This is a genomic window from Halioglobus sp. Uisw_031 (genome assembly GCF_047729875.1).
Taxonomy (GTDB): domain Bacteria; phylum Pseudomonadota; class Gammaproteobacteria; order Pseudomonadales; family Halieaceae; genus Marimicrobium.
Genome location: NZ_CP159826.1, coordinates 2,716,191 through 2,736,314, shown reverse-complemented (window position 1 = coordinate 2,736,314; position 20,124 = coordinate 2,716,191). Strand labels below are relative to the sequence as shown.

At 52.7% G+C, this 20,124-nt stretch carries 19 protein-coding genes; 16 read left to right on the top strand and 3 right to left on the bottom strand.

Features of this window, described 5'->3' with window-relative positions; translation table 11 throughout:
• Window positions 1-6: 6 nt before the first annotated feature.
• The 13 genes from ABXT62_RS12425 (at window position 7) to ABXT62_RS12365 (ending at window position 12,583) form a co-directional block, all read left to right on the top strand.
• A complete protein-coding gene (locus ABXT62_RS12425) occupies window positions 7-1,020 on the top strand; it encodes an aspartate carbamoyltransferase (RefSeq protein ID WP_415358213.1) in 1,014 nt (337 codons plus the stop codon).
• The gene (locus ABXT62_RS12420; RefSeq protein WP_415355596.1) at window positions 1,020-1,637 is read left to right on the top strand and encodes an NUDIX domain-containing protein; all 618 of its coding nucleotides are present in this window, start codon (window positions 1,020-1,022) and stop codon (window positions 1,635-1,637) included. Before ABXT62_RS12425 ends, ABXT62_RS12420 begins: the two co-directional genes overlap by 1 nt.
• Before the next feature lie 26 nt (window positions 1,638-1,663).
• A complete protein-coding gene (murJ, locus tag ABXT62_RS12415) occupies window positions 1,664-3,259 on the top strand; it encodes a murein biosynthesis integral membrane protein MurJ (protein ID WP_415355595.1) in 1,596 nt (531 codons plus the stop codon).
• A gap of 111 nt (window positions 3,260-3,370) precedes the next feature.
• Window positions 3,371-4,324 (top strand): bifunctional riboflavin kinase/FAD synthetase, encoded by a 954-nt coding sequence (ribF, locus tag ABXT62_RS12410; RefSeq protein ID WP_415355594.1) that lies wholly within the window; start codon window positions 3,371-3,373, stop codon window positions 4,322-4,324.
• Window positions 4,321-7,125, top strand: coding sequence for an isoleucine--tRNA ligase (gene ileS, locus ABXT62_RS12405; RefSeq protein ID WP_415355593.1), 2,805 nt, complete (start codon window positions 4,321-4,323; stop codon window positions 7,123-7,125). The genes ribF and ileS overlap by 4 nt, the downstream gene beginning before the upstream one ends.
• The gene (lspA, locus tag ABXT62_RS12400; RefSeq protein ID WP_415355592.1) at window positions 7,118-7,627 is read left to right on the top strand and encodes a signal peptidase II; all 510 of its coding nucleotides are present in this window, start codon (window positions 7,118-7,120) and stop codon (window positions 7,625-7,627) included. The genes ileS and lspA overlap by 8 nt, the downstream gene beginning before the upstream one ends.
• The gene (locus tag ABXT62_RS12395; protein ID WP_415355591.1) at window positions 7,624-8,073 is read left to right on the top strand and encodes an FKBP-type peptidyl-prolyl cis-trans isomerase; all 450 of its coding nucleotides are present in this window, start codon (window positions 7,624-7,626) and stop codon (window positions 8,071-8,073) included. Before lspA ends, ABXT62_RS12395 begins: the two co-directional genes overlap by 4 nt.
• Window positions 8,074-8,149: 76 nt before the next feature.
• Window positions 8,150-9,100: a 4-hydroxy-3-methylbut-2-enyl diphosphate reductase gene (ispH, locus tag ABXT62_RS12390; protein ID WP_415355590.1), complete on the top strand. Its 951-nt coding sequence runs from the start codon at window positions 8,150-8,152 to the stop codon at window positions 9,098-9,100.
• A 125-nt stretch (window positions 9,101-9,225) separates the two neighbouring features.
• Complete coding sequence (locus ABXT62_RS12385) at window positions 9,226-9,789, top strand: GspH/FimT family pseudopilin (protein ID WP_415355589.1); 564 nt, start codon at window positions 9,226-9,228, stop codon at window positions 9,787-9,789.
• Entirely contained in the window at window positions 9,774-10,424 is a 651-nt protein-coding gene (pilV, locus tag ABXT62_RS12380; protein WP_415355588.1) for a type IV pilus modification protein PilV, read from the top strand. Before ABXT62_RS12385 ends, pilV begins: the two co-directional genes overlap by 16 nt.
• Before the next feature lie 2 nt (window positions 10,425-10,426).
• Window positions 10,427-11,437, top strand: a complete 1,011-nt coding sequence (locus ABXT62_RS12375; protein ID WP_415355587.1) for a PilW family protein — start codon at window positions 10,427-10,429, stop codon at window positions 11,435-11,437.
• Between the two features lie 12 nt (window positions 11,438-11,449).
• Window positions 11,450-12,121, top strand: a complete 672-nt coding sequence (locus tag ABXT62_RS12370; RefSeq protein WP_415355586.1) for a PilX N-terminal domain-containing pilus assembly protein — start codon at window positions 11,450-11,452, stop codon at window positions 12,119-12,121.
• Window positions 12,122-12,148: 27 nt separating this feature from the next.
• The gene (locus tag ABXT62_RS12365) at window positions 12,149-12,583 is read left to right on the top strand and encodes a type IV pilin protein (RefSeq protein WP_415355585.1); all 435 of its coding nucleotides are present in this window, start codon (window positions 12,149-12,151) and stop codon (window positions 12,581-12,583) included.
• Window positions 12,584-12,589: 6 nt separating this feature from the next.
• Here ABXT62_RS12365 and ABXT62_RS12360 read toward each other — a convergent pair whose 3' ends face one another.
• Window positions 12,590-13,969 (bottom strand): sigma-54-dependent transcriptional regulator, encoded by a 1,380-nt coding sequence (locus tag ABXT62_RS12360; protein ID WP_415355584.1) that lies wholly within the window; start codon window positions 13,967-13,969, stop codon window positions 12,590-12,592.
• A complete protein-coding gene (locus tag ABXT62_RS12355; protein WP_415355583.1) occupies window positions 13,970-15,625 on the bottom strand; it encodes a sensor histidine kinase in 1,656 nt (551 codons plus the stop codon).
• Between the two features lie 105 nt (window positions 15,626-15,730).
• Between ABXT62_RS12355 and ABXT62_RS12350 the strand changes: the two genes are divergently transcribed.
• Window positions 15,731-17,362: an NAD+ synthase gene (locus ABXT62_RS12350; protein WP_415355582.1), complete on the top strand. Its 1,632-nt coding sequence runs from the start codon at window positions 15,731-15,733 to the stop codon at window positions 17,360-17,362.
• 24 nt (window positions 17,363-17,386) lie between these two features.
• Here ABXT62_RS12350 and ABXT62_RS12345 read toward each other — a convergent pair whose 3' ends face one another.
• Window positions 17,387-18,256 carry an outer membrane protein assembly factor BamD gene (locus tag ABXT62_RS12345; RefSeq protein WP_415355581.1) on the bottom strand — a complete coding sequence of 290 codons (870 nt, stop codon included), beginning with the start codon at window positions 18,254-18,256 and terminating at the stop codon, window positions 17,387-17,389.
• Between the two features lie 107 nt (window positions 18,257-18,363).
• Between ABXT62_RS12345 and rluD the strand changes: the two genes are divergently transcribed.
• Entirely contained in the window at window positions 18,364-19,344 is a 981-nt protein-coding gene (gene rluD / locus ABXT62_RS12340; protein WP_415355580.1) for a 23S rRNA pseudouridine(1911/1915/1917) synthase RluD, read from the top strand.
• Window positions 19,325-20,080, top strand: a complete 756-nt coding sequence (gene pgeF / locus ABXT62_RS12335; protein ID WP_415358212.1) for a peptidoglycan editing factor PgeF — start codon at window positions 19,325-19,327, stop codon at window positions 20,078-20,080. The genes rluD and pgeF overlap by 20 nt, the downstream gene beginning before the upstream one ends.
• The last annotated feature ends 44 nt before the right edge of the window (window positions 20,081-20,124 follow it).

Genomic DNA, 20,124 nt, shown 5'->3' with positions numbered 1-20,124 from the left:
ACCAGCGTGCATTTTGCCGGCAGTCATATCCTCTCGGTCCAGCAATTCGAGAAGGAAGATGTTGAGCGTATATTTACTGTGGCTGATCGGATGGCGCCGTATGCCCATCGTCGTCGTGTCACGAATGTACTCGATGGAGCTATCCTTGGTTCTATGTTTTTTGAGCCCAGCACCCGAACCCGGGTGAGCTTTGGTAGTGCCTTTAACCTACTCGGTGGTGAGGTTCGAGAAACGACGGGTTTTGAAAATTCTGCTATTGCGAAGGGCGAATCCCTATACGATACCGCGAGAGTACTGAGCGGCTACTCCGACGTGATTGCAATGCGCCATCCACAGGAGGGTTCTGTGGCCGAGTTTGCTGCGGCAAGTCGGGTGCCTGTCATTAATGGGGGCGACGGCAGCAATGAGCACCCCAGCCAGGCTTTGCTAGACCTTTACACCATTCGTAGTGAGATTGGTGCCAGTGGGCGGAAGCTCGACCAATTGCGCATCGCGATGGTGGGAGATCTGCGCCACGGTAGGACAGTGCATTCACTGTGCAAATTGTTATGCCAGTTCAGCGGGGTACAGGTCGTCTTGGTTGCGCCCGAAGCTTTGAGGATGCCGGCAGAGATTGTAGAGAACTTGCGCAGCACAGGACACAAGGTGCTGGAATCTGATCAATTGGAGGAAAGCATCTCTGCCGTGGACATTGTCTACTCCACCCGTCTTCAGGAGGAGCGATTCAGCACTCAGGAAGAGGCTGACCAGTATCGGGGCCGCTTTTGTCTTAACCAGAGTATCTATACCCGCCACTGTGAGCCTAATACCGTCATCATGCATCCACTGCCGCGGGATTCCAGAGCGAATGGCAGGGAATTGGACGATGATCTAAATGACAATCCGAATTTGGCTATTTTTAGACAGGCTGATAATGGTTTGTTATTGCGCATGGCTTTATTTGCACTGATTCTTGATGTCGTTGAACAGGTTGACACGCATGCGCGCGACGTCAATTGGTATACCGGTGGCCGCTTCTAATGTCGTTTGAATTCAAATTTGGAGCGCAAGACGTCCGAGTGCTTGATGACCAGAGGGTGTGGTCCGGTCACTATTCAATGCGGAAAATAACGCTGCAACATCGACGTTTCGCTGGCGGCTGGAGTGATCCGCTAGTGCGCGAATTATTCGAGCGGGGTGATGCTATTGCCGTTCTGCCCTATGACCCGGAGACAGATAGCCTCGTCATGATTGAGCAGTTTCGCCCTGGCGCACTGCGCGGTGATGACAGCCCGTGGATGCTGGAACTGATTGCCGGCGTCGTCGAGGCTGGGGAGCGCGATGAAGACGTCGTTCATCGTGAGGCCTTTGAAGAGGCGGGCTGTGAACTGTCAGAGCTGGTCCCCATTGCCACTGTATTTCCAAGCGCGGGTGGATGCACAGAGCAGGTCCGCTTGTTTTGCGGCCGTGTGATTAAGGCCTCTATTGGCGGGCTGCATGGATTGCAGGACGAAGGTGAGGATATTCTGGTGCATTCAATGGGTCGTAGGGATGCTTTAAAAATGCTCGCTGAAAACCAGATTCCCAATGGGCATACATTGATTGCATTGCAGTGGCTGCATATTCACGGTGAATCATTGCGGGAGCGCTGGTGCTGAGGCTTTTCGCCGGCACTTGACTGCACATGGCTGACGGTAGCGCAAAGAGTCCCGTACAAACTGGTCCCGGTCTGCTTCGGTCCAGTGCTGTGGTAGGTACCATGACGACGATATCGCGCGTATTGGGGCTTCTGCGCGATGTGGTGATCGCGGCATTTATTGGTGCCAGTGCCAATGCAGATGCGTTTTTCATTGCGTTTAAAATCCCTAATTTCCTGCGTCGCCTATTTGCTGAGGGAGCTTTTTCTCAGGCCTTTGTGCCGGTGTTGGCCGACTACAAAAAAGCCGGCAGTGCTGCTGCAGTAAAAGCGCTTGTCGACAGAGTAGCTGGGGTGCTTGGCGGTTCCTTGCTATTCGTCACTGCGCTATCCATGCTTGCGGCCCCTCTCGTCACCACGATTTTTGCCCCCGGTTTTGTGGGTCAGCCAGAGAAATTTCTTCTGACGACAGAGATGATCCGTATCACTTTTCCCTATCTGTTTCTTATTTCAATGACCGGATTTTGTGGTGCAATACTCAACAGTTATGGTCGGTTTGCGGTGCCGGCTTTCACGCCAGTGTTCTTGAACCTTTCACTGATTTTTGCTGCTTTGGTCGCTGCCCCTTGGTTTGAAGAGCCCGTTTTCGCGTTGGCATGGGGTGTGCTTTTGGCGGGTGTTGTTCAGCTTTTATTTCAACTGCCGTCTCTTTACAAGCTGGATCTGGTGCCCCGACCCATTTGGGACAGCTCAGACGAAGGCGTGAGGCGTATCGTCAAGCTAATGGTGCCGGCCCTGTTCGGTGTTTCAGTGAGTCAAATCAATCTGTTGTTGGATACGGTGTTGGCTTCTTTTTTACCCACCGGCAGTATTTCCTGGTTGTACTACTCAGATCGACTCGCAGAATTGCCTTTGGGCATATTTGGCATCGCCATCGCGACGGTTATCTTGCCCAACCTCTCTGCGCATCGCGCGGCGGCCCGAGAGACTTCATTTAGTGCCACGCTAGATTGGGCGCTGCGTTGGGTGTTATTAATTGGAGTGCCCTCGGCTCTGGCGTTAATACTGCTCGCTAAGCCCATATTAATTACGCTGTTTGAGTACGGTGCACTAAACGCTAGAGACGTGGACATGTCAGCCTTGAGTTTGCGTGCCTACAGTCTCGGTTTGATTGCGTTTATGTTGGTAAAGGTCTTGGCGCCAGGATTCTACGCCCGCAAGGATACGGCTACACCGGTGAAGATTGGTATCATTGCGATGGTAGCCAATATGGTTATGAATCTGTTGTTCACGTTGCCACTGATGTACCTCTGGAACATCGGGCATGTGGGGCTTGCTCTGGCTACCAGTGTCGCCGCTATACTGAATGCTGGGCTGTTGCTGCGGGGGTTGCTGCGAGCTGGTTTCTATCAATTCCAGCCCGGGTGGACGGTCTACATGCTGCGTCTGCTTCTGTCCACGGCGTGTATGGGCGCTGCGGTGCTATTGATTTCGCCCGATAGCAGTGCGTGGTCAGAGTGGCGCTGGGACCAGAGAATTTTCGAGCTAGTTCTCCTTTGCGGCGCCGGTGTTGGAGTGTATTTTACCTGCCACTTGCTGTTGGGTACTCGAATGTTGCACTTGCGGGCTCCTTCTACCCATTGAGCACCTATCTCTGCGTGGCATATTCACTCTCTTGAGGGCGCTTGGGAATTAGGCTAGGGAGCGCATTTTCGCTATACTCGTTGGTTTGGTCTGACTGGGTTTTCATACCTCATGGAACTGATTCGAGGCTTGCATAATCTGCGGCCCAGACATCACGGTTGTGTTGCGACGATTGGTGCGTTTGATGGCGTGCATCTTGGCCATCAGGCGGTGATACGCCATCTCCTTGATAAGTCGAGTGAGCTGTCGCTGCCGTCGCTGATTATTGTGTTTGAGCCGCTCCCGAGGGAATATTTTTCTCCGCTGCAGGCACCCGCTCGAATAATGAGTTTTTGGGAGAAGACTCGCGCGATGGAGGCGATTGGCGTAGACCGTTTGTTGCGTATCCGTTTCAATGAGCAACTTCGAGGCATGTCGGCACAGCGTTTTGTCGACGATATATTTGTTGCGGGGTTGGGTGTACGTTACGTGGTGTTAGGTGACGATTTTCGCTTTGGTGCTGATCGCCAGGGAGATATCGAGTTTATCCAGCAGCAAGGTCTTCGCTACGGTTATTCCGCCGGATCGACGCCGACGTTCGCAATTGATGGTGAGCGAGTGAGTAGTACCCGTATTCGGGAGGCACTGGAGAATGCAGATTTTTTAGAAGCGGAGGCCTTGTTGGGTCGGCCTTACAGCATCTCTGGCCGAGTGATTTATGGTCGCCAGCTGGGGCGAAAAATTGGTACGCCCACGGCTAATTTGGAATTACGTCGGCTGCGAGCACCTTTGTCTGGCGTGTATATGGTGGAAGTCAGCGGTGGCGGTTTGCAGAATGTTCCAGGTGTGGCCAACGTGGGCGTGAGGCCTACGGTAGATGACAGTATCAAGGCCAATCTCGAAGTGCATCTGTTGGATCGCGAGATTGATTTATATGGCAAGTATATTGAAGTCACGTTTCGCCATAAGGTGCGGGATGAAAAAAAGTTTGATTCAGTAGAAGAGCTACAAGAGAACATAGCGAGGGATATAGAGAAGACACGGGCCTGGTGTAAGCAGGGCTCGAATTCGATAGAGACATTATGAGCGATTATAAAGACACACTGAATTTGCCCCGGACGGATTTTCCAATGAAGGCGAGTCTGGCCCAACGGGAGCCACAGCGCCTGAAACAATGGCAGGAAATGGGTTTGTACGAAAAAATCCGTCAAGAGTGCGCCGGGCGCCCTAAGTTTATCCTGCACGATGGCCCTCCCTATGCGAATGGAGATCTCCACGTAGGGCATGCGGTTAACAAAATTCTGAAGGACATTATTGTCAAATCCAGAACATTGGATGGTTTTGACGCACCCTACATACCTGGCTGGGACTGCCATGGCCTGCCGATAGAGCTCAATGTCGAGAAAAAAATCGGCAAACCTGGCGTTAAAGTGACTGCGACGGAGTTCCGTCAGAAATGCCGTGAATACGCCACGGGTCAGATTGATGGGCAGCGAGCGGACTTTATCCGTATGGGGGTTATCGGTGACTGGTCCAAACCTTACTTGACCATGGATTTCAAGTTTGAGGCAAACATTGTCCGCGCGTTGTCACGGATCGTAGATAATGGCTACCTGCACAAGGGCTTCAAACCGGTGCACTGGTGTATGGACTGTGGTTCAGCTCTGGCTGAGGCGGAAGTGGAATATCAGGATAAGGGTTCAGTCGCCATCGATGTGGCTTTCATTGCGGTTGATCCTGCGGCGTTCAACACCACCTGCGGCGCAGCCTATGACGGCGAAATCGCAGTCCCCATCTGGACCACGACGCCCTGGACGCTGCCAGCCAATATGGCTGTGTGTGTTCATCCACAGTTGGACTACGTATTGATTGAAGGACAGGGTAGGGCCTTGTTGGTGGCGGAGGAATTAGCGGAGGCCTGCGTTTCCCGCTTTGGCCTAGGGTCACTCAAAATAGTGGGGCGATGCCAAGGTGCTGCGTTAGAAAACCAGCTGTTACAGCATTGCTTCCTTGACCGAAAGGTACCGATGATTCTCGGCGATCACGTCACGATGGAAGCCGGTACTGGGGCGGTACATACTGCTCCGGCGCATGGTCAGGACGATTTCGTGGTGGGCAAGCAATACGATCTTGACGTCTACAACCCGGTAGGTGGAAACGGTGTATACCTTCCAGATACTGAGTACTTTGCGGGTCAGCACGTATTAAAGGCCCACACCGCTATCATTGCGTTATTGCAGGAACGTGGCGTGCTCCTGCACACCGAAGACATTCAGCACTCTTATCCTCATTGTTGGCGCCACAAGACTCCGATTATTTTTCGAGCAACGCCGCAGTGGTTTGTGAGCATGCGTAAGCAACAGTTGCTGACAAAAGCGCTTAGGGCTGTAGAAGGTGTGCAGTGGCTGCCGGAATGGGGCAGAGCACGTATCGAGGGGATGCTAAATAGCCGGCCAGACTGGTGTATCTCGCGTCAGCGTACCTGGGGCGTTCCCATCGCCCTGTTTGTGCACAAAGAAACGGGTGAACTGCATCCGCAGACCCTGCAGTTGATGGAACAGGTTGCCCAACGCATGGAGCAGAAGGGCGTAGATGCCTGGTTTGATCTGGATGCCTCTGAATTGTTGGGTAAAGAATCCGATGACTACGACAAGGTCACAGATACACTGGATGTCTGGTTTGATTCAGGCGTCACCCATGCTTGTGTGCTACGTCAGCGCGATGAGCTGCACAGTCCTGCGGATCTCTATCTGGAAGGCTCCGACCAGCATCGGGGGTGGTTTCAGTCTTCGCTGTTGACCGGCATTGCTATCGACGGTGCAGCGCCTTATAAGACAGTGCTGACTCACGGCTTTACGGTGGACGGTGACGGCCGCAAGATGTCCAAGTCTCTTGGCAATATTCTCCCGGCCAAGAAGGCGATGAATGAGCTTGGCGCTGATATTCTGCGCTTGTGGGTCGCAGCAACCGACTACCGTGGTGAACTGGCGGTCAGTGATGAAATATTCAAGCGCACCGCCGACTCCTATCGCAGAATTCGCAACACCGCGCGATTTCTCTTGTCCAATCTTGATGGTTTCGATCCAGGCGCGGATGTGCTGTGTTTTTCTGACATGCTGTCCCTCGACCGCTGGGCGGTGGACAGAGCAGCGCAGTTGCAGCAAGAGTTGGTGGAGGCCTATCGCAGCTATAATTTCCATCAGGTCTATCAGATGCTGCACAATTTTTGTGCTAATGATTTAGGGGGTTTTTATCTGGATGTTATCAAAGACCGCCTTTACACCACGCAATCGGACAGCTTAGCTAGGCGCTCTGCTCAAACCGCGATGTACCATATCTCTGAGGCGCTGGTGCGTTGGATCGCACCCATACTCAGTTTTACGGCGGAAGAGATCTGGGAGAATCTGCCGGGAGAACGAGGGCCGTCGGTAATGCTGGCGCTATGGAGCGATGATTTACAAAAACTTTCAGCCGATGAGGCGATGGGAGAAGATTTTTGGCAGCAGTTGATTTTGGTTCGCACCGCGGTTAACAAGGCCATGGAGTCGCAGCGTGCCGCGGGCGTGTTGCGGGGCTCACTGGATGCTGCAGTGACACTGTATTGCTCCGCTGAGTTAAACGAGAGCTTGCAGGCATTGGGGGACGAATTGCGGTTTGTATTAATCACTTCCTCCGCAACATTGATGCCTTTGAGCGCTGCCGATTCTGATGCAATGAGCACCGATCTTCCCGCTCTGCGTATACAGATCGCCGTCGTCGAAGATGAGAAATGTGAGCGCTGTTGGCATCGCAGTCCGACTCTCGGCAATAGTGCGCTGCATCCGACCTTGTGCGACCGTTGTGTCGACAACATTGATGGTGAAGGGGAGCAACGTCAGTATGCGTAACGGAATTTCCTCTTTGCCATGGTTTGGTTTGGCACTGGTTATCATTCTGTTGGACCAGTACACCAAAGGTCTCGCGAGCAACGGCCTTGAGTACGGGCAGCCGGTGCCTGTGTTCTGGTGGCTGAACTTTACGTTACAGCACAATGCTGGGGCGGCCTTCAGTTTTTTAAGTGATGCCGGCGGTTGGCAGCGCTATTTTTTTAGTGCCGCTGCGATCGGGATAAGCGCCGTATTGGCCGTCTGGCTATATCTCATGCCGCGGGGCCAGTTGCTGCTGGCAGTAAGTCTTGGCATGATTCTGGGAGGCGCTTTGGGTAACCTGTGGGATCGTGTCGCATTGGGTTATGTGGTGGACTTTGTTTCGGCCCACTACGAGGGCCGTTATTTTCCCGCCTTTAACATCGCCGATGCGGCTATATCACTAGGGGCAGTTGGCATGTTGCTGGACAGCTTCTTGAACCGGGACAAACCCGTTTTGGGTGAACAGAAGGCGGATCAATGACGCAGGTAACCGTAAGTGAAGGAACTCGAGTTTACTTGAACTTCTCGGTCAGTTTGGAGGATGGCTCAGAGGTGGACACCAATTTTGGCGGGGACTCGGTTCAGCTTGTCATCGGTGATGGCAGCTTGTTGCCTGGGTTCGAACGCTTGTTGTTTGGCATGGCTCCAGGTGAGAGGCAGATGTTTGTTGTGCCGCCGGAAAATGCGTTTGGTCAGCCCAATAACAATAACGTACAGTATGTGCCACGTAAGCAATTTGATGACGACGCGGATTTGGAAATCGGCCTTATATTTTCGTTTGCCGATGCCAGCGGGGGTGAATTGCCCGGTATGATTATCGCTTTTGATGACGACGAGGTGACGGTAGATTTCAATCATCCACTGTCTGGTCGTAATATTCTGTTTGATGTCATCATTCACCGGGTCGTGCCCGAGGAAATACACTAGAGTAGCAGGGTTCAATGTGGAGACCCTGTTCTTAAATAGACATAGGTGAGTTGTTTTTCAGGAGAGATGTGGGGTAATGGAAATTCGTTTGGCGAATCCGCGTGGCTTTTGCGCTGGGGTAGATCGTGCAATTGATATTGTCAATCGAGCGCTGGAGGTTTTTGGTGCCCCTATTTATGTGCGGCATGAGGTCGTTCATAATAAGTTTGTAGTCGATGATCTACGAGCGCGTGGAGCTATATTCGTCGATGATTTAGACGAAGTGCCTGATGACTGCATTGTCATTTTCAGTGCTCATGGCGTGTCTCAAGCGGTGCGCAAGGAAGCGGCGCAGCGATTGCTCAAGGTGTTTGATGCCACTTGCCCGCTGGTAACCAAGGTGCATGTTGAAGTGGTTGGCTATAGCCTTCAGGGTCGAGAGTGTGTCCTGATCGGTCATCGTGGGCACCCCGAGGTCGAGGGGACGATGGGACAATATGATCGCAGCGCCGGTGGTGACATCTACCTGGTGGAAGATGATGAACAGGCCTCATTGCTGCAGGTCAAAAACCCGGATAAATTGTCCTATGTGACCCAGACAACACTGTCGGTGGATGACACCGCGAAGGTGATTGACACCCTTCGAGCGCGCTATCCGAGTATTGAAGGACCACGAAAAGACGACATATGCTATGCCACGCAGAATCGTCAGGACGCGGTGAAAGCGCTCGCAGCTAAATGCGATCTCGTGCTGGTGGTGGGCTCGCCTAACAGTTCCAATTCCAATCGATTACGGGAGTTGGCTGAGCGCATGGGTGTAGAGGCGTATCTTCTGGATGGTGCCGACGACATAGACCCCGCCTGGTTGCAAGGTAAGTCGTGTGTCGGGGTGACCGCCGGTGCTTCTGCCCCGGAGGTATTGGTGCAGGAAGTGCTCGACGGTCTGATTGCCCTTGGTGCTGACCCCGCGGTAGAGTTGGCAGGGCGCGCCGAGCACATTACATTCTCGTTGCCGCGTGAATTGCGCATCGACGCAACCAATATCTAGAGCGGCCTAAAACTCGTTTATCAGCCCTCTCGGGCATCCAATGACGTCCTTTTCCGGCAAAAGTCGCCAACAGCTGGCATCTTTTTTACTGTATTCCTATGCTTGTTCTCAAAAGGAGAAATGCGGTGGAGAAGGTGTCGCTTTATGGTCGCTTCAGGGGGCTTACCCTGATCGAATTGGTGATCGTGCTGATGGTGATTGCGATTACGCTGTCTCTAAGTGCCCCCTTAATGCAGGACCTGTTGCAAGGTAATCGCTTGCGCTCTGAGTCGATTCGCTTCCTGCGTGCGATCAATCTGGCGCGCAGTGAGGCGGTTATGAGGAACAGCCCCGTCAGTATCTGCCCTTCAGCGATGGCCGTTACCGGAAAAGTTCAATGCTCAGGTACCTATGTCGATGGCTGGATTGTGTTTGCTAATGCTGATAAGGACAAGGTTGTCGACGCAGGTACTGACGAAGTGCTCCAGGTGTTTGAGGGTTTACCGCCTGGCTACCAGCTAACCAATCGCAGTGGCACCAGAGCGGCTTTTAAATTAATTAACTACCTCCCCAGCGGGTCCTCCCACAGCAATCGCACGTTGTTGTTCTGTCCTCCGAGCGATGCGCGTGTGCAGCCGCTGAGTATTGTGATCAATATCGTGGGTAGGGCGCGCTTGAAAGGAGGTTGGGGGGAATGTCCTGTTGTCTGATGGGCGATAGCCCTTTGCATGAATCGCCGATAGGCCGCGCCAAAGCGCAGGCCAATTATGCGGTGTCTGTCGAGAGCGGCATGGGCATGCTGGAGTATCTGCTGGCACTGTTGGTTTTTTCGACAGGAATGATGGGTCTTATGTCAGCACAATTGGTGGCAAAGAAAGTGGTTCACGAGGCGAGCCAGCGTTCGACTGCAACGGCATTGGGACGCGATATTGTTGAGCATATGCGAACAAATTCTGGACAACTTGAGGCTTATCGAGCGCTGGCAATCGGGGACACTACACAGCTACTTCCACTGCCAAACGCTAATTGCGATATCTCTACTTGTACTGCGCTACAACTTGCAGCGTTTGATCTATGGCAGTGGGAGTCGAACCTGTTAGGGCTTTCAGGGCAGCGTAATGGTGCTAGCTCAGGTGGGCTGGTATCACCTCGGGCCTGTATCTCAACTGATGATGGCGAAGTGGCTGTGACCATAAGTTGGCTTGTTTCCTCGGTTGTCCATCAACCAACACCATTGACCTGCGGGGCTGATGATATTGGCTCCGAGGCAACACCGAATGGATCCAATGACGACACATTACAGCGACGACAGCTCATGATTTCCACCTACATAGGAAGACGTTGAGCATGGCTCGTCATAAGCGAACATTTGGCTGTGCTTCAGGGCGAGGCTTTTCTTTGGTTGAACTGATGGTGTCAATGTTATTGGGAGTCATCCTTAGTGCGGGGTTTGTCAGTACTTATCTAGGTGCTAAGCGGAATGCCTTTTACGACGAGCAGATGGCGCAAATGCAGGAAAACGGACGTTATGCGATGCGTCTACTGTCACGAGAGCTGGCGATGGTAGGCTTTTATGCAGGTGTTCCCTCAATGGACGGGGTTGTCCCAGTGTCAGTGGGTGGGGATTGTAGTCATCAGAATTGGGCTCTGGACGTAGAAAACGCATTGGAGTTCGTAAACGATTATCCTGGAAATTCTGTACCTGTTTCCCAAAATTCCACAGCATTTACCTGTTTAGATAGCACCGCTATACAGATCAATACAGACCTGTTGGCGATCAAGCGCACGGCGGTTAATGCCAGCTTGCGTCGTGGAGTCGTCGCTGATGGCCTGACCGCGTCTACAGGTGAAGTCTGGTATTTCCGATTGGTGTTAGGTGGTTCGGCTGAGTGGGAAAAGCTGCGTCCTATCGATTTGCTTGATCCCTCTATAGCCGTGCCTTCACTTAGCTACTGGGAGGCGGTATCCAGGATTTTCTTTATCCGCAGCTATTCTGAACCTGATTCTCAGGGCGACGCCATTCCGACACTCTGTATGGAGACACTTGCTGGCGACAAGATGACTTCACGGTGCCTAGTAGAGGGGGTGGAAGATCTGCAGTTCGAGTTTGGTATTGATACTGACGCCGATGGGGTTCCAAACCAGTATAAGTCAGCCCCTACTGGCGATGAAATGCAGCATGCCGTTGTGGCGAAAATTTATATATTGCTGCGCAGTATTAGTATGATTCCGGGGTATAAAGATCAAAAATCGTATGCACTGGGGCAGAAAATTCTGCCGCCCCGGCACGATTTCTACTTGAGGCGCGTCATCAGTTCATCAATTCTCCTTAGAAATCGACTCCAACCTTTAGGTTGAAATGGCAGAGCCATGAAGAGCCATCCGAAAACCGCGATTAAGACAAGTCATGGGAGTGTACTGATACTCGCCCTGGTGTTTATGCTGATGCTTGCGGTTATCTCGACGACGGCGATGCACACCGCCTTGCTGCAATTGCGTATGGCTGCCAATGATCAGTTTTTGGAGGAGGCCTTTCATAAAGCAGAGGCTATTGCTGATGAGTTGTCGCAAAGCCCCGATAACTTCTTGCTCGATACAGAGGTGGGGCATTCAAATTGCCCGCTGGACCCGAAGATTCTTGATTGCGAGTTCAGACTTCTGCCGGTACCTGTGTCGGCTTCAACATCTGAAGGTTACGAGATCGATTATCGTATCACCAGACAAGATCCGTTGTTATGGCAGGATTTTCCTATGAGGGCGTCACAGGCCACAGTGCTCAGCAGTCGCACTTTTGATGCAGCGATTTTTGAAGTCGATGTGCGTGTCGATGGTAGTAGGAAACGGCGCGGTAGTGCCCATGTAGTTCAGGGCGTTGCTGTGCGCGCGATACTGGTAGGCGATGTTATTTCCCTGCCAGGCGAGGGCATCGATTGGTATGCTATGGACGGGGATGGCGTGCCCGATATCAGCACACTATTGCCCAGTCATGCGAGGACGTTATATCGGACCTATTGGCGGGAGCCCGGCATTGATCCTTTATAGGCGCACCCGCGTAAACTGATGAGTAACATGAGATATAAAGGTTTCACTCTGATTGAACTCGTCATTGTGGTCTCAATAGTATCAATATTACTGGTTCTGACATTACCCTCGTATCAGCGACAGCTCATCAATACTCGGCGCAGTCTGGGTGTAGCTGAATTACTGGACGTTATGATTAGACAGGAGCAATATTTTATCGACCACAAACGTTATGCGGAGACTCTTTCGAGTTTAGGTTTTTTGACTAGTCCTTATGCCATTGGCCCTGACGGGGAAGAGGTTTCTGTGCTAGCAGAGAGCAGGGTCTACCTTATCGATCTTACGACAAGTGAATATGCCTACATGCTATATGCTGTTCCTCAACTCAGTCAGGCTGAAGATCGTCTGTGTGGGATGTTGAAGCTGAATTCCATGGGAATTAAGTCAGCAACGGGTGATGGGCCTACACCCTTATGCTGGTAAGACAGACTAATTATCCAATCCCAGTTTTTTTTGTCTATATCGCAGGCTTCTAAAACTTATTCCCAGCATTTTCGCGGTCTCGGTCTTGTTCCAGCGGCACTGTTCCAGTGCCCGACTGATCATCTCCCGCTCTATATCTTCCAGATAGCCTTCGAGATCGCCATAGGCATCATGGCTCTCGTACGCTTTGTTACTTCGCTCACTGTTTCCATCTTGTGAGGAGGCGGAATCTCTTATCGTGGCACTGGCAAACTGAAGATCATCGGCGGTAATACTATCGCCCTCGGAAAGCGCGAGAGCGCGCTCTAGTATGTTTTCCAGTTCGCGCACGTTGCCGGGAAACGTGTAATTGTTCAGTGCGTTTACAGCAGAATTTTCCAGGCGAGCTTCGGCCGTACCGTGTGCTGTGCCAATGCGAGTTAGAATATTTTTGGTCAGTGCGGGGACGTCCTCTAGCCGCTCGCGAAGACTGGGGACTCTTACGTCGATGACGTTTATACGGTAGTAAAGATCCTGTCGGAAATTTCCGATTTCGACCTCATTGGCTAGATCTTTGTGGGTCGCGCTCAGTAGGCGAATGTCAGTGTGCTGTTCTTCGCTTGCACCCACCGGGCGTATTGTTTTCTCCTGTATCGCGCGCAGTAACTTGACCTGCATAGCGAGGGGCAGATCAGCGACCTCATCGAGAAACAAAGTGCCGCCAGAGGCTGCTTGAAAGAGACCTTCCTTATCTTGACTGGCACCGGTGAAACTCCCTTTAACATGCCCGAATAACTCGCTCTCCATGAGTTCCGGCGGAATCGCGCCACAGTTAACAGCAACAAAAGCGCCGGTGGCCCGTGGGCCGTTATTGTGAATTAGACGCGCCACAACCTCCTTGCCACTGCCGGACTCGCCGTGAATATGCACCGGCGCCTGGCTGCGAGCAAGTCTGGATATTTGCTGGCGCAGAGTTTGTATGACGGGGGCGCTGCCGATCATCCCTTGATCCAGCGCATCCTGCGCCTGACTAGTGTCGGCCTGCAATTGCAGGGCTGAGCTGATCAATCTGCGTAAATTCTCCAGTTCAACAGGCTTGCTGATAAAATCGAATGCCCCGGCTTTGAGCGCTGAGATGGCTGTCTCCACGCTGCCGTGGGCGGTAATCATAGCAACGGGAATGTGAGGGAATTCCTGTTGGATATACTGCACCAGGCTGATGCCGTTGCCATCGGGCAGACGCATGTCGGTTAGGCACAGGTCTGGCTGTACCCGTGCAACAAGTTCCTTGGCCTCCTCAAGTGTCGCCGCGCTATGGGTTTGAAGGCCCATACGGCTTAGTGTGATATCCAGTAACTCTCTGATATCAGGTTCATCATCCACGATTAAAACGCTTTGGGTGGCCATTTAAAGAGCTCGTTGATTAATAGAGATACGGAAGCAGCTTTCACCTTTTCCAGTGGGTCGATAATCGAGATCCGCATTATTGATTTCACAGAGCTCCTTGCAAAGATACAGGCCCATACCGCTGCCTTCAGTCATTGTGGTAAAGAAAGGCTCAAAGAGTTTAGCCCGATCACCGAAGGCTACGCCACTACCATTATCAATCATATTGATCTGGTATTGGTGAAGGGTGGAGTCAATATCAATATGAATGCGCGCCGTTTCTTTTCCTGTTCTCTGTTTGCTGTGGCGCAGCGCATTATCCAGTAAGTTAGTAAAGATACGTTGTAAATTCTCGGGATCGAATTCGATGAGCAATTCCTTATAGTCACAATCGATGGTGACTTCCGCGGGTCGGTTCAAGGCATTGAGATATTCGCGAACGAACTCACTTAGCCAGGATGCCAGCAGTAGTTGCTCCGGTTTGGGAGGCTCGCGACGTGAAATTTGCATGACGCTTTCAACAATCCGGTTAACGCGTTCGCTGTGGTGTTGAATGATATCTGCCATGCGGTTGTCAGAGGGTATAAGGTCGGGTGATTCCTGTAGTAATTGGGCGGCGTGACTGATGGCCCCAAGCGGGTTGCGAATTTCGTGGGCGATACTGGCTGTCAGTCGACCTAGAGAGTTGAGCTTCAGCGACTGCGCGTACTGGGTCACAGGTGTATAGTCTTCCACGAAAATAAGGAACTCGTGGTTGACATGGGGTTGCAATTCTTGGAAGTTGGCAATCACTGGGTTCCCCCCCTCTACGACGGTGAATGGCGCAGCCCGATGGATGCCAGAGTGTTTCCACTGCGTGAACTGGCCCGCCAGCTGCACACAGTAGTCTTCCAGCTGCCCCCCCTGCTCTTCTGTTATCTTTCTCTCTGGCGCGAGTAGGCGAATAGCGGATTGATTCATGACTCGCACAAGGCCCTCGTTATTGACCAGCAGGATACCTGTTTGCATATGCTGCACTATTTGTTCATTGAGTCGCTGTAGATTATAAAGGTCGCTGGCACGGTTGCGTGCCAACTCTTCGGCCCGACCTAGACGGTGGGCGATTGTCTGGACCATAAGCGCCACGCCGAAAACAAGCAGGCCCAATAGTCCCGCAGGAAAAAGTGAACCGATGTCGAGGACGTCCCGCAGTATCAACCAAGTTGTATCCAGCAAAATAGCCAGAACACTAATAGCTGCAACCAACATGGCGAGCTTTCGATTTGAAATAAGTACCGCGCTGGCGGCGACCGTAATCACCAGTAATGCGGGCAGGCCGCTGGTCATTCCACCGCTAGTGTCCGCCAATAAGGTGAGGGCCATAATATCCACCAGAAAGACCAATAACATCAGCGTCTGGTTTTCATTAAGGCGTGTAGACAGAGAGCCCACTAGAGGGATGTTGGTAGCTAGATAGACCAATGCAGTGGTTGTGTACAGATTAGGGTTTAGCGACCCCACTAACGTGCGTGTGTTCGGATTCACCAGCAGAATCAGCAATACGATGGAAAGGAGGGAGCGATAAGCCACATAAACACGAAACAGTGCGAGATTTTGATAGCTCTGCGAGTGGACTTCAGGTTGGGTCTGTAGGGCTGGGCGATTCACCGTGCGCTGGCCTGTTAATGTTGCTGTCATTGAAAGTGAGACTCAGTGTAACAGGATTGTTTGAACGAGGGACTGGCTATAGGTGCCGCTTTTCCGGACAATACGAACCTCATATTGTCATCGCCTGAGAGTTCCATGAGTATCCTGAATATTTTGATGGCCCAGATGAACACCCTAGTGGGTGATTTTGAAGGGAATACACAGAAAGTTATCGACGTTATAACGCTGGCTGAACAGATGCATAAAGCACCTGTCGTCGTGTGTCCTGAATTAACACTGAGCGGCTATCCTCCGGAAGATTTACTGCTGCGCCCAAGCATCGCACAGCGGGTGAGTCAGGCCCTCAATACTCTGTGCGCCTCCATGACTGGCAGAGCATATGTGGTGATAGGTTATCCGCTGTACGAAGACGGTGTTCTCTACAATGTCGCCGGAGTCCTGCACCGCGGTGAAATACTGGCTCAGTACCGCAAGCAGAGTCTGCCTAATTATCAGGTTTTTGACGAAAAGCGCTATTTTCATCCAGGTGACCAACCGTGTGTTGTCAGTATTGAAGGTGTGATGGTGGGTTTGAGTATTTGTGAGGATATTTGGGAGGGAGCCCCTGGCTGCCAGGCCGCAGATGCCGGCGCGCAGTTGTTGCTGAACATAAATTCCTCGCCCTTCCATCAGGGTAAGCGTGCCGAGCGTTGGGAAACTGTGGGCTCAAGTGCCAGGCAAGCTGGTATTCCGATCGTCTATGTGAATCAGGTGGGGGGTCAGGATGAGTTGGTGTTTGACGGTGGCTCTTTTGCTGTAACTGCCGACGGCGTTGTCGCAGCAGCTGCGCCACAGTTTGAGGAAGGCGCATACTGGTTGCAACTGGACTTCGGTGGCAGTGCCGTCGAAATTGCCGGCCCTGATCTTCATCCCCCACTGGACGAATTGGAAGCCACTTGGCAGGCTTTGACGCTGGGTGTTCGTGATTACGTTAACAAAAACCGATTTCCCGGCGTGATTTTGGGTTTATCCGGTGGTATAGACTCTGCTCTTACGCTCGCTGTGGCTGTCGAGGCGCTCGGTGCAGAGCGAGTAGCAGCTGTGATGATGCCCTTTCGGTACACCTCGCAGATGAGCCTAGAGGACGCAGCGGAGCAGGCAAAAACACTCGGTGTGAAATACAAGGTGATTTCTATAGAGCCGATTTACGAAGCCTTTGTGGATAGTCTGGCGCAAGAGTTCAACGATACCGAGCCCGACACAACCGAAGAAAATATTCAGGCCCGCTGTCGCGGTGTGTTACTGATGTCTATCTCCAATAAAAGAGGTGCGTTAGTGCTCACAACAGGTAATAAAAGTGAGATGGCGGTTGGCTATTCAACGCTCTATGGTGATATGGCCGGAGGGTTTGATGTGCTCAAAGATGTACCCAAGACCCTGGTGTTCGATCTGTGTCGTTACCGGAACTCCCTGGGGCCCTGTATTCCACAGCGTGTCATCGATCGACCGCCTTCTGCGGAGTTGGCTCCGGACCAGAAAGACGAGGACAGTCTTCCTCCCTACGATATTTTGGATCGCATTCTGGCCTTGTATGTAGAGGAGGATTGCAGTGCGGAGGCGATCATCGCCACAGGTCTGGATCGTGAACAGGTACTGCGAGTGCTTCGCTTGGTCGATGTCAACGAATACAAGCGGCGTCAGGCGCCTATCGGTGTGCGGATTACGCGGCGAGGCTTCGGGCGTGACCGACGGTACCCCATTACATCAGGCTGGCGTCTTGGCGGCTAGTGTAACGCCGTAGGCTGTGCCGGATTAAATCTTCGGACGGTTATCGAACTGCGGCGGCTGGGGCGGATCGAGCAAACCCAATGAAGCCTGGTTTATCCAGGAACGTTGCACACCTTGCATGGTGTAGTTACTAATGAACTGTCCATCTTTACCTATGGCGGGGTAATCGGGAAAGTTTGTCGCTAATACATCGACGGACTCGTCAGCGAGATCATCCATTCCAAGATAGATATAGCCCTGCGCCATGACGGCCAATCCATCAGCTACCGCTGGGGTGCGCTGAAAATTCTCTACGACAAATCTTCCCCGATTGACAGCGGCGAGGAAGGCACCACGTCTCAGATAGTAATTAGCGACGATAATTTCGTGACGGGCAAGCAAATTTCGCAAGGAAATCATGCGAGCTTCCGCGTCTGCAGCATACGGGCTGTTTGGAAATCTGGCGAGCAGTTGTGCAAACTCGGCAAAGGCCTCTTTGGCTTGGCTGGTATCACGACTGGTGGGGTCGGTGGGCAGGAACCGAGCAAAGATGTCTTCGTTCCCAGTGTAGGCCGCAAGGCCTTTCATATAGTAGGCATAATCGACATTGGGGTGCTGGGGGTGTAATCGGATAAAGCGATCTGCTGCTTCTACTGCTGCCTCATGTTCATAGGCACTGTAATGCGCGTAAATAATTTCCAGTTGAGCCTGTTCAGCGTACTTGCCAAAGGGGTAGCGCGCTTCCAGCAGTTGGAAACTGCGCACAGCTAGGTCGTAGTTGTCGCCGCGCAGGTAGCGCTGAGCGTCATCGTAGATTTGCTGCTCACCCGCATCGGCGGCGATATCGGGCAACTCATCGTTGCTGGAGCAGCCGAAAAGGGCCAGGCTGAATAATAGGATCAGAATGTATTTCATGTTTCCACCTAGTGGGCTTCCGCGAGCGTGCTAAAATGCCAGACAGCGTGAGTGTCATCGATACGGTATTTAACCACAGGCTGGCTGGCGCATAAACAGGAATTGTCATGAATGATAGGGTGAAACTGCAGGCGAGTGTCCCGCAGGAAATGCACGGCAGCAGGTTGGATCAGGTTGCGGCCGAGCTTTTTTCCCAGTATTCCCGCTCTCGCTTGCAGGAATGGATTAAAAAAGGGGCATTATTGGTTGATGGTCAGCAGTGCCGTCCACGAGATAAAGTGCTAAGTGGCGCTGATCTGCGCATCGATACTGAGTTGGAGGCGGCAGTTGGCTGGCAGGCTCAGGACATAGCCCTGGATATCGTGTATGAAGACGACACTATTTTGGTGGTGAACAAACCTGCGGGACTAGTGGTGCATCCCGCTGCGGGTCATGCAGAGGGGACATTGGTAAACGCATTGTTGGCCCATGCCCCCGAACTTGCCCTATTACCTCGGGCGGGCATCGTGCATCGTCTGGATATGGACACTTCGGGCATACTGGTCGTTGCCAGAACCTTGCCCGCCCATCACCGTCTGGTTGAGCAGTTACAGGCGCGCACTGTCAAGCGGGAGTATTGTGCGTTATGCATCGGCGCGATGACGGGTGGAGGCACAGTGGATGCGCCCATGGGTCGCCATCCGCGACAGCGTAAGAAAATGGCGGTTCTTGTTGCGGGGGGCAAACATGCTATAACCCATTATCGTTTGGCGCAGCGCTTTGGCCATCACAGCCGCATCACGGTGAATCTGGAGACCGGCCGAACGCATCAGATTCGCGTACACATGGCGCATCGCCGCTATCCTCTGATAGGCGATCCGACGTATGGCGGGCGTCCTCGTATCCCCAAAGGGGCATCTGACAGGCTTGTTGATGCTTTACGTGGCTTCTCGCGACAGGCGCTGCACGCGCGCACACTAGGGTTCATACATCCAGGTACCAATGAGTGGGTGGAGTTTGAGTGCCCGTTGCCGGATGATATCCTCGGTCTAATCGCCGTGCTGGAACAAGAGGATCTGCCTTTTGCTCGTGACACCACCCTTTATTGAGCCTGACTGGCCTGCCCCGTCCAGTGTCGTAGCGCTCTGTACGACCCGATTGGGAGGTTGCAGTGCAGCCCCTTACGAAAGCTTTAATCTTGCCCATCATGCGGGCGATGCCGACAGTTCTGTCGCGAAAAATCGCAACATTCTTGCTGCCGCACTCCCCCTAGGCGTTCAGCTTTCCTGGCTATCACAGGTGCATGGCACGGCTGCAGTGCAAGCAGGGCAGGGTGGATATTATCCTTCAGCAGACGCCCAGTGGAGCCGCAGTCAAGGTGTGGCCTGCGCAGTGTTGACCGCAGACTGCCTGCCGGTGCTGTTGTGCTCAGCTTCCGGCGATATTGTTGCGGCGGCACACGCCGGCTGGCGCGGTTTGCTGGCGGGCGTGCTGGAGACCACGGTTGGGGCGATGAACACAAGCACGGATGAGTTGCTGGTGTGGTTGGGCCCGGCGATAGGCCCTGCCGCTTTTGAAGTGGGGCCTGACGTTCGCGAGGGGTTTCTAGCCGCGGCCCGACCGTCTGCTGTGCCCGCTGTTACTCAATGCTTCGTCCCTAACCCCGTTCGGCGTGAGCACTATTTTTGCGACTTATACGCGCTGGCCCGTATCCGATTGGATGCGCTCGGAGTCACCAACATCTTCGGAGGGGGTTTTTGTACGTATAGTGATTCAGAACGCTTTTACTCCTATCGACGTGATGGTGAGACCGGTCGCATGGCCAGCGTGATCCTGTTGCGCTAATGTCTCCATTGGCCCTAATGTCCATGCTTGTAATAAGGGAAATT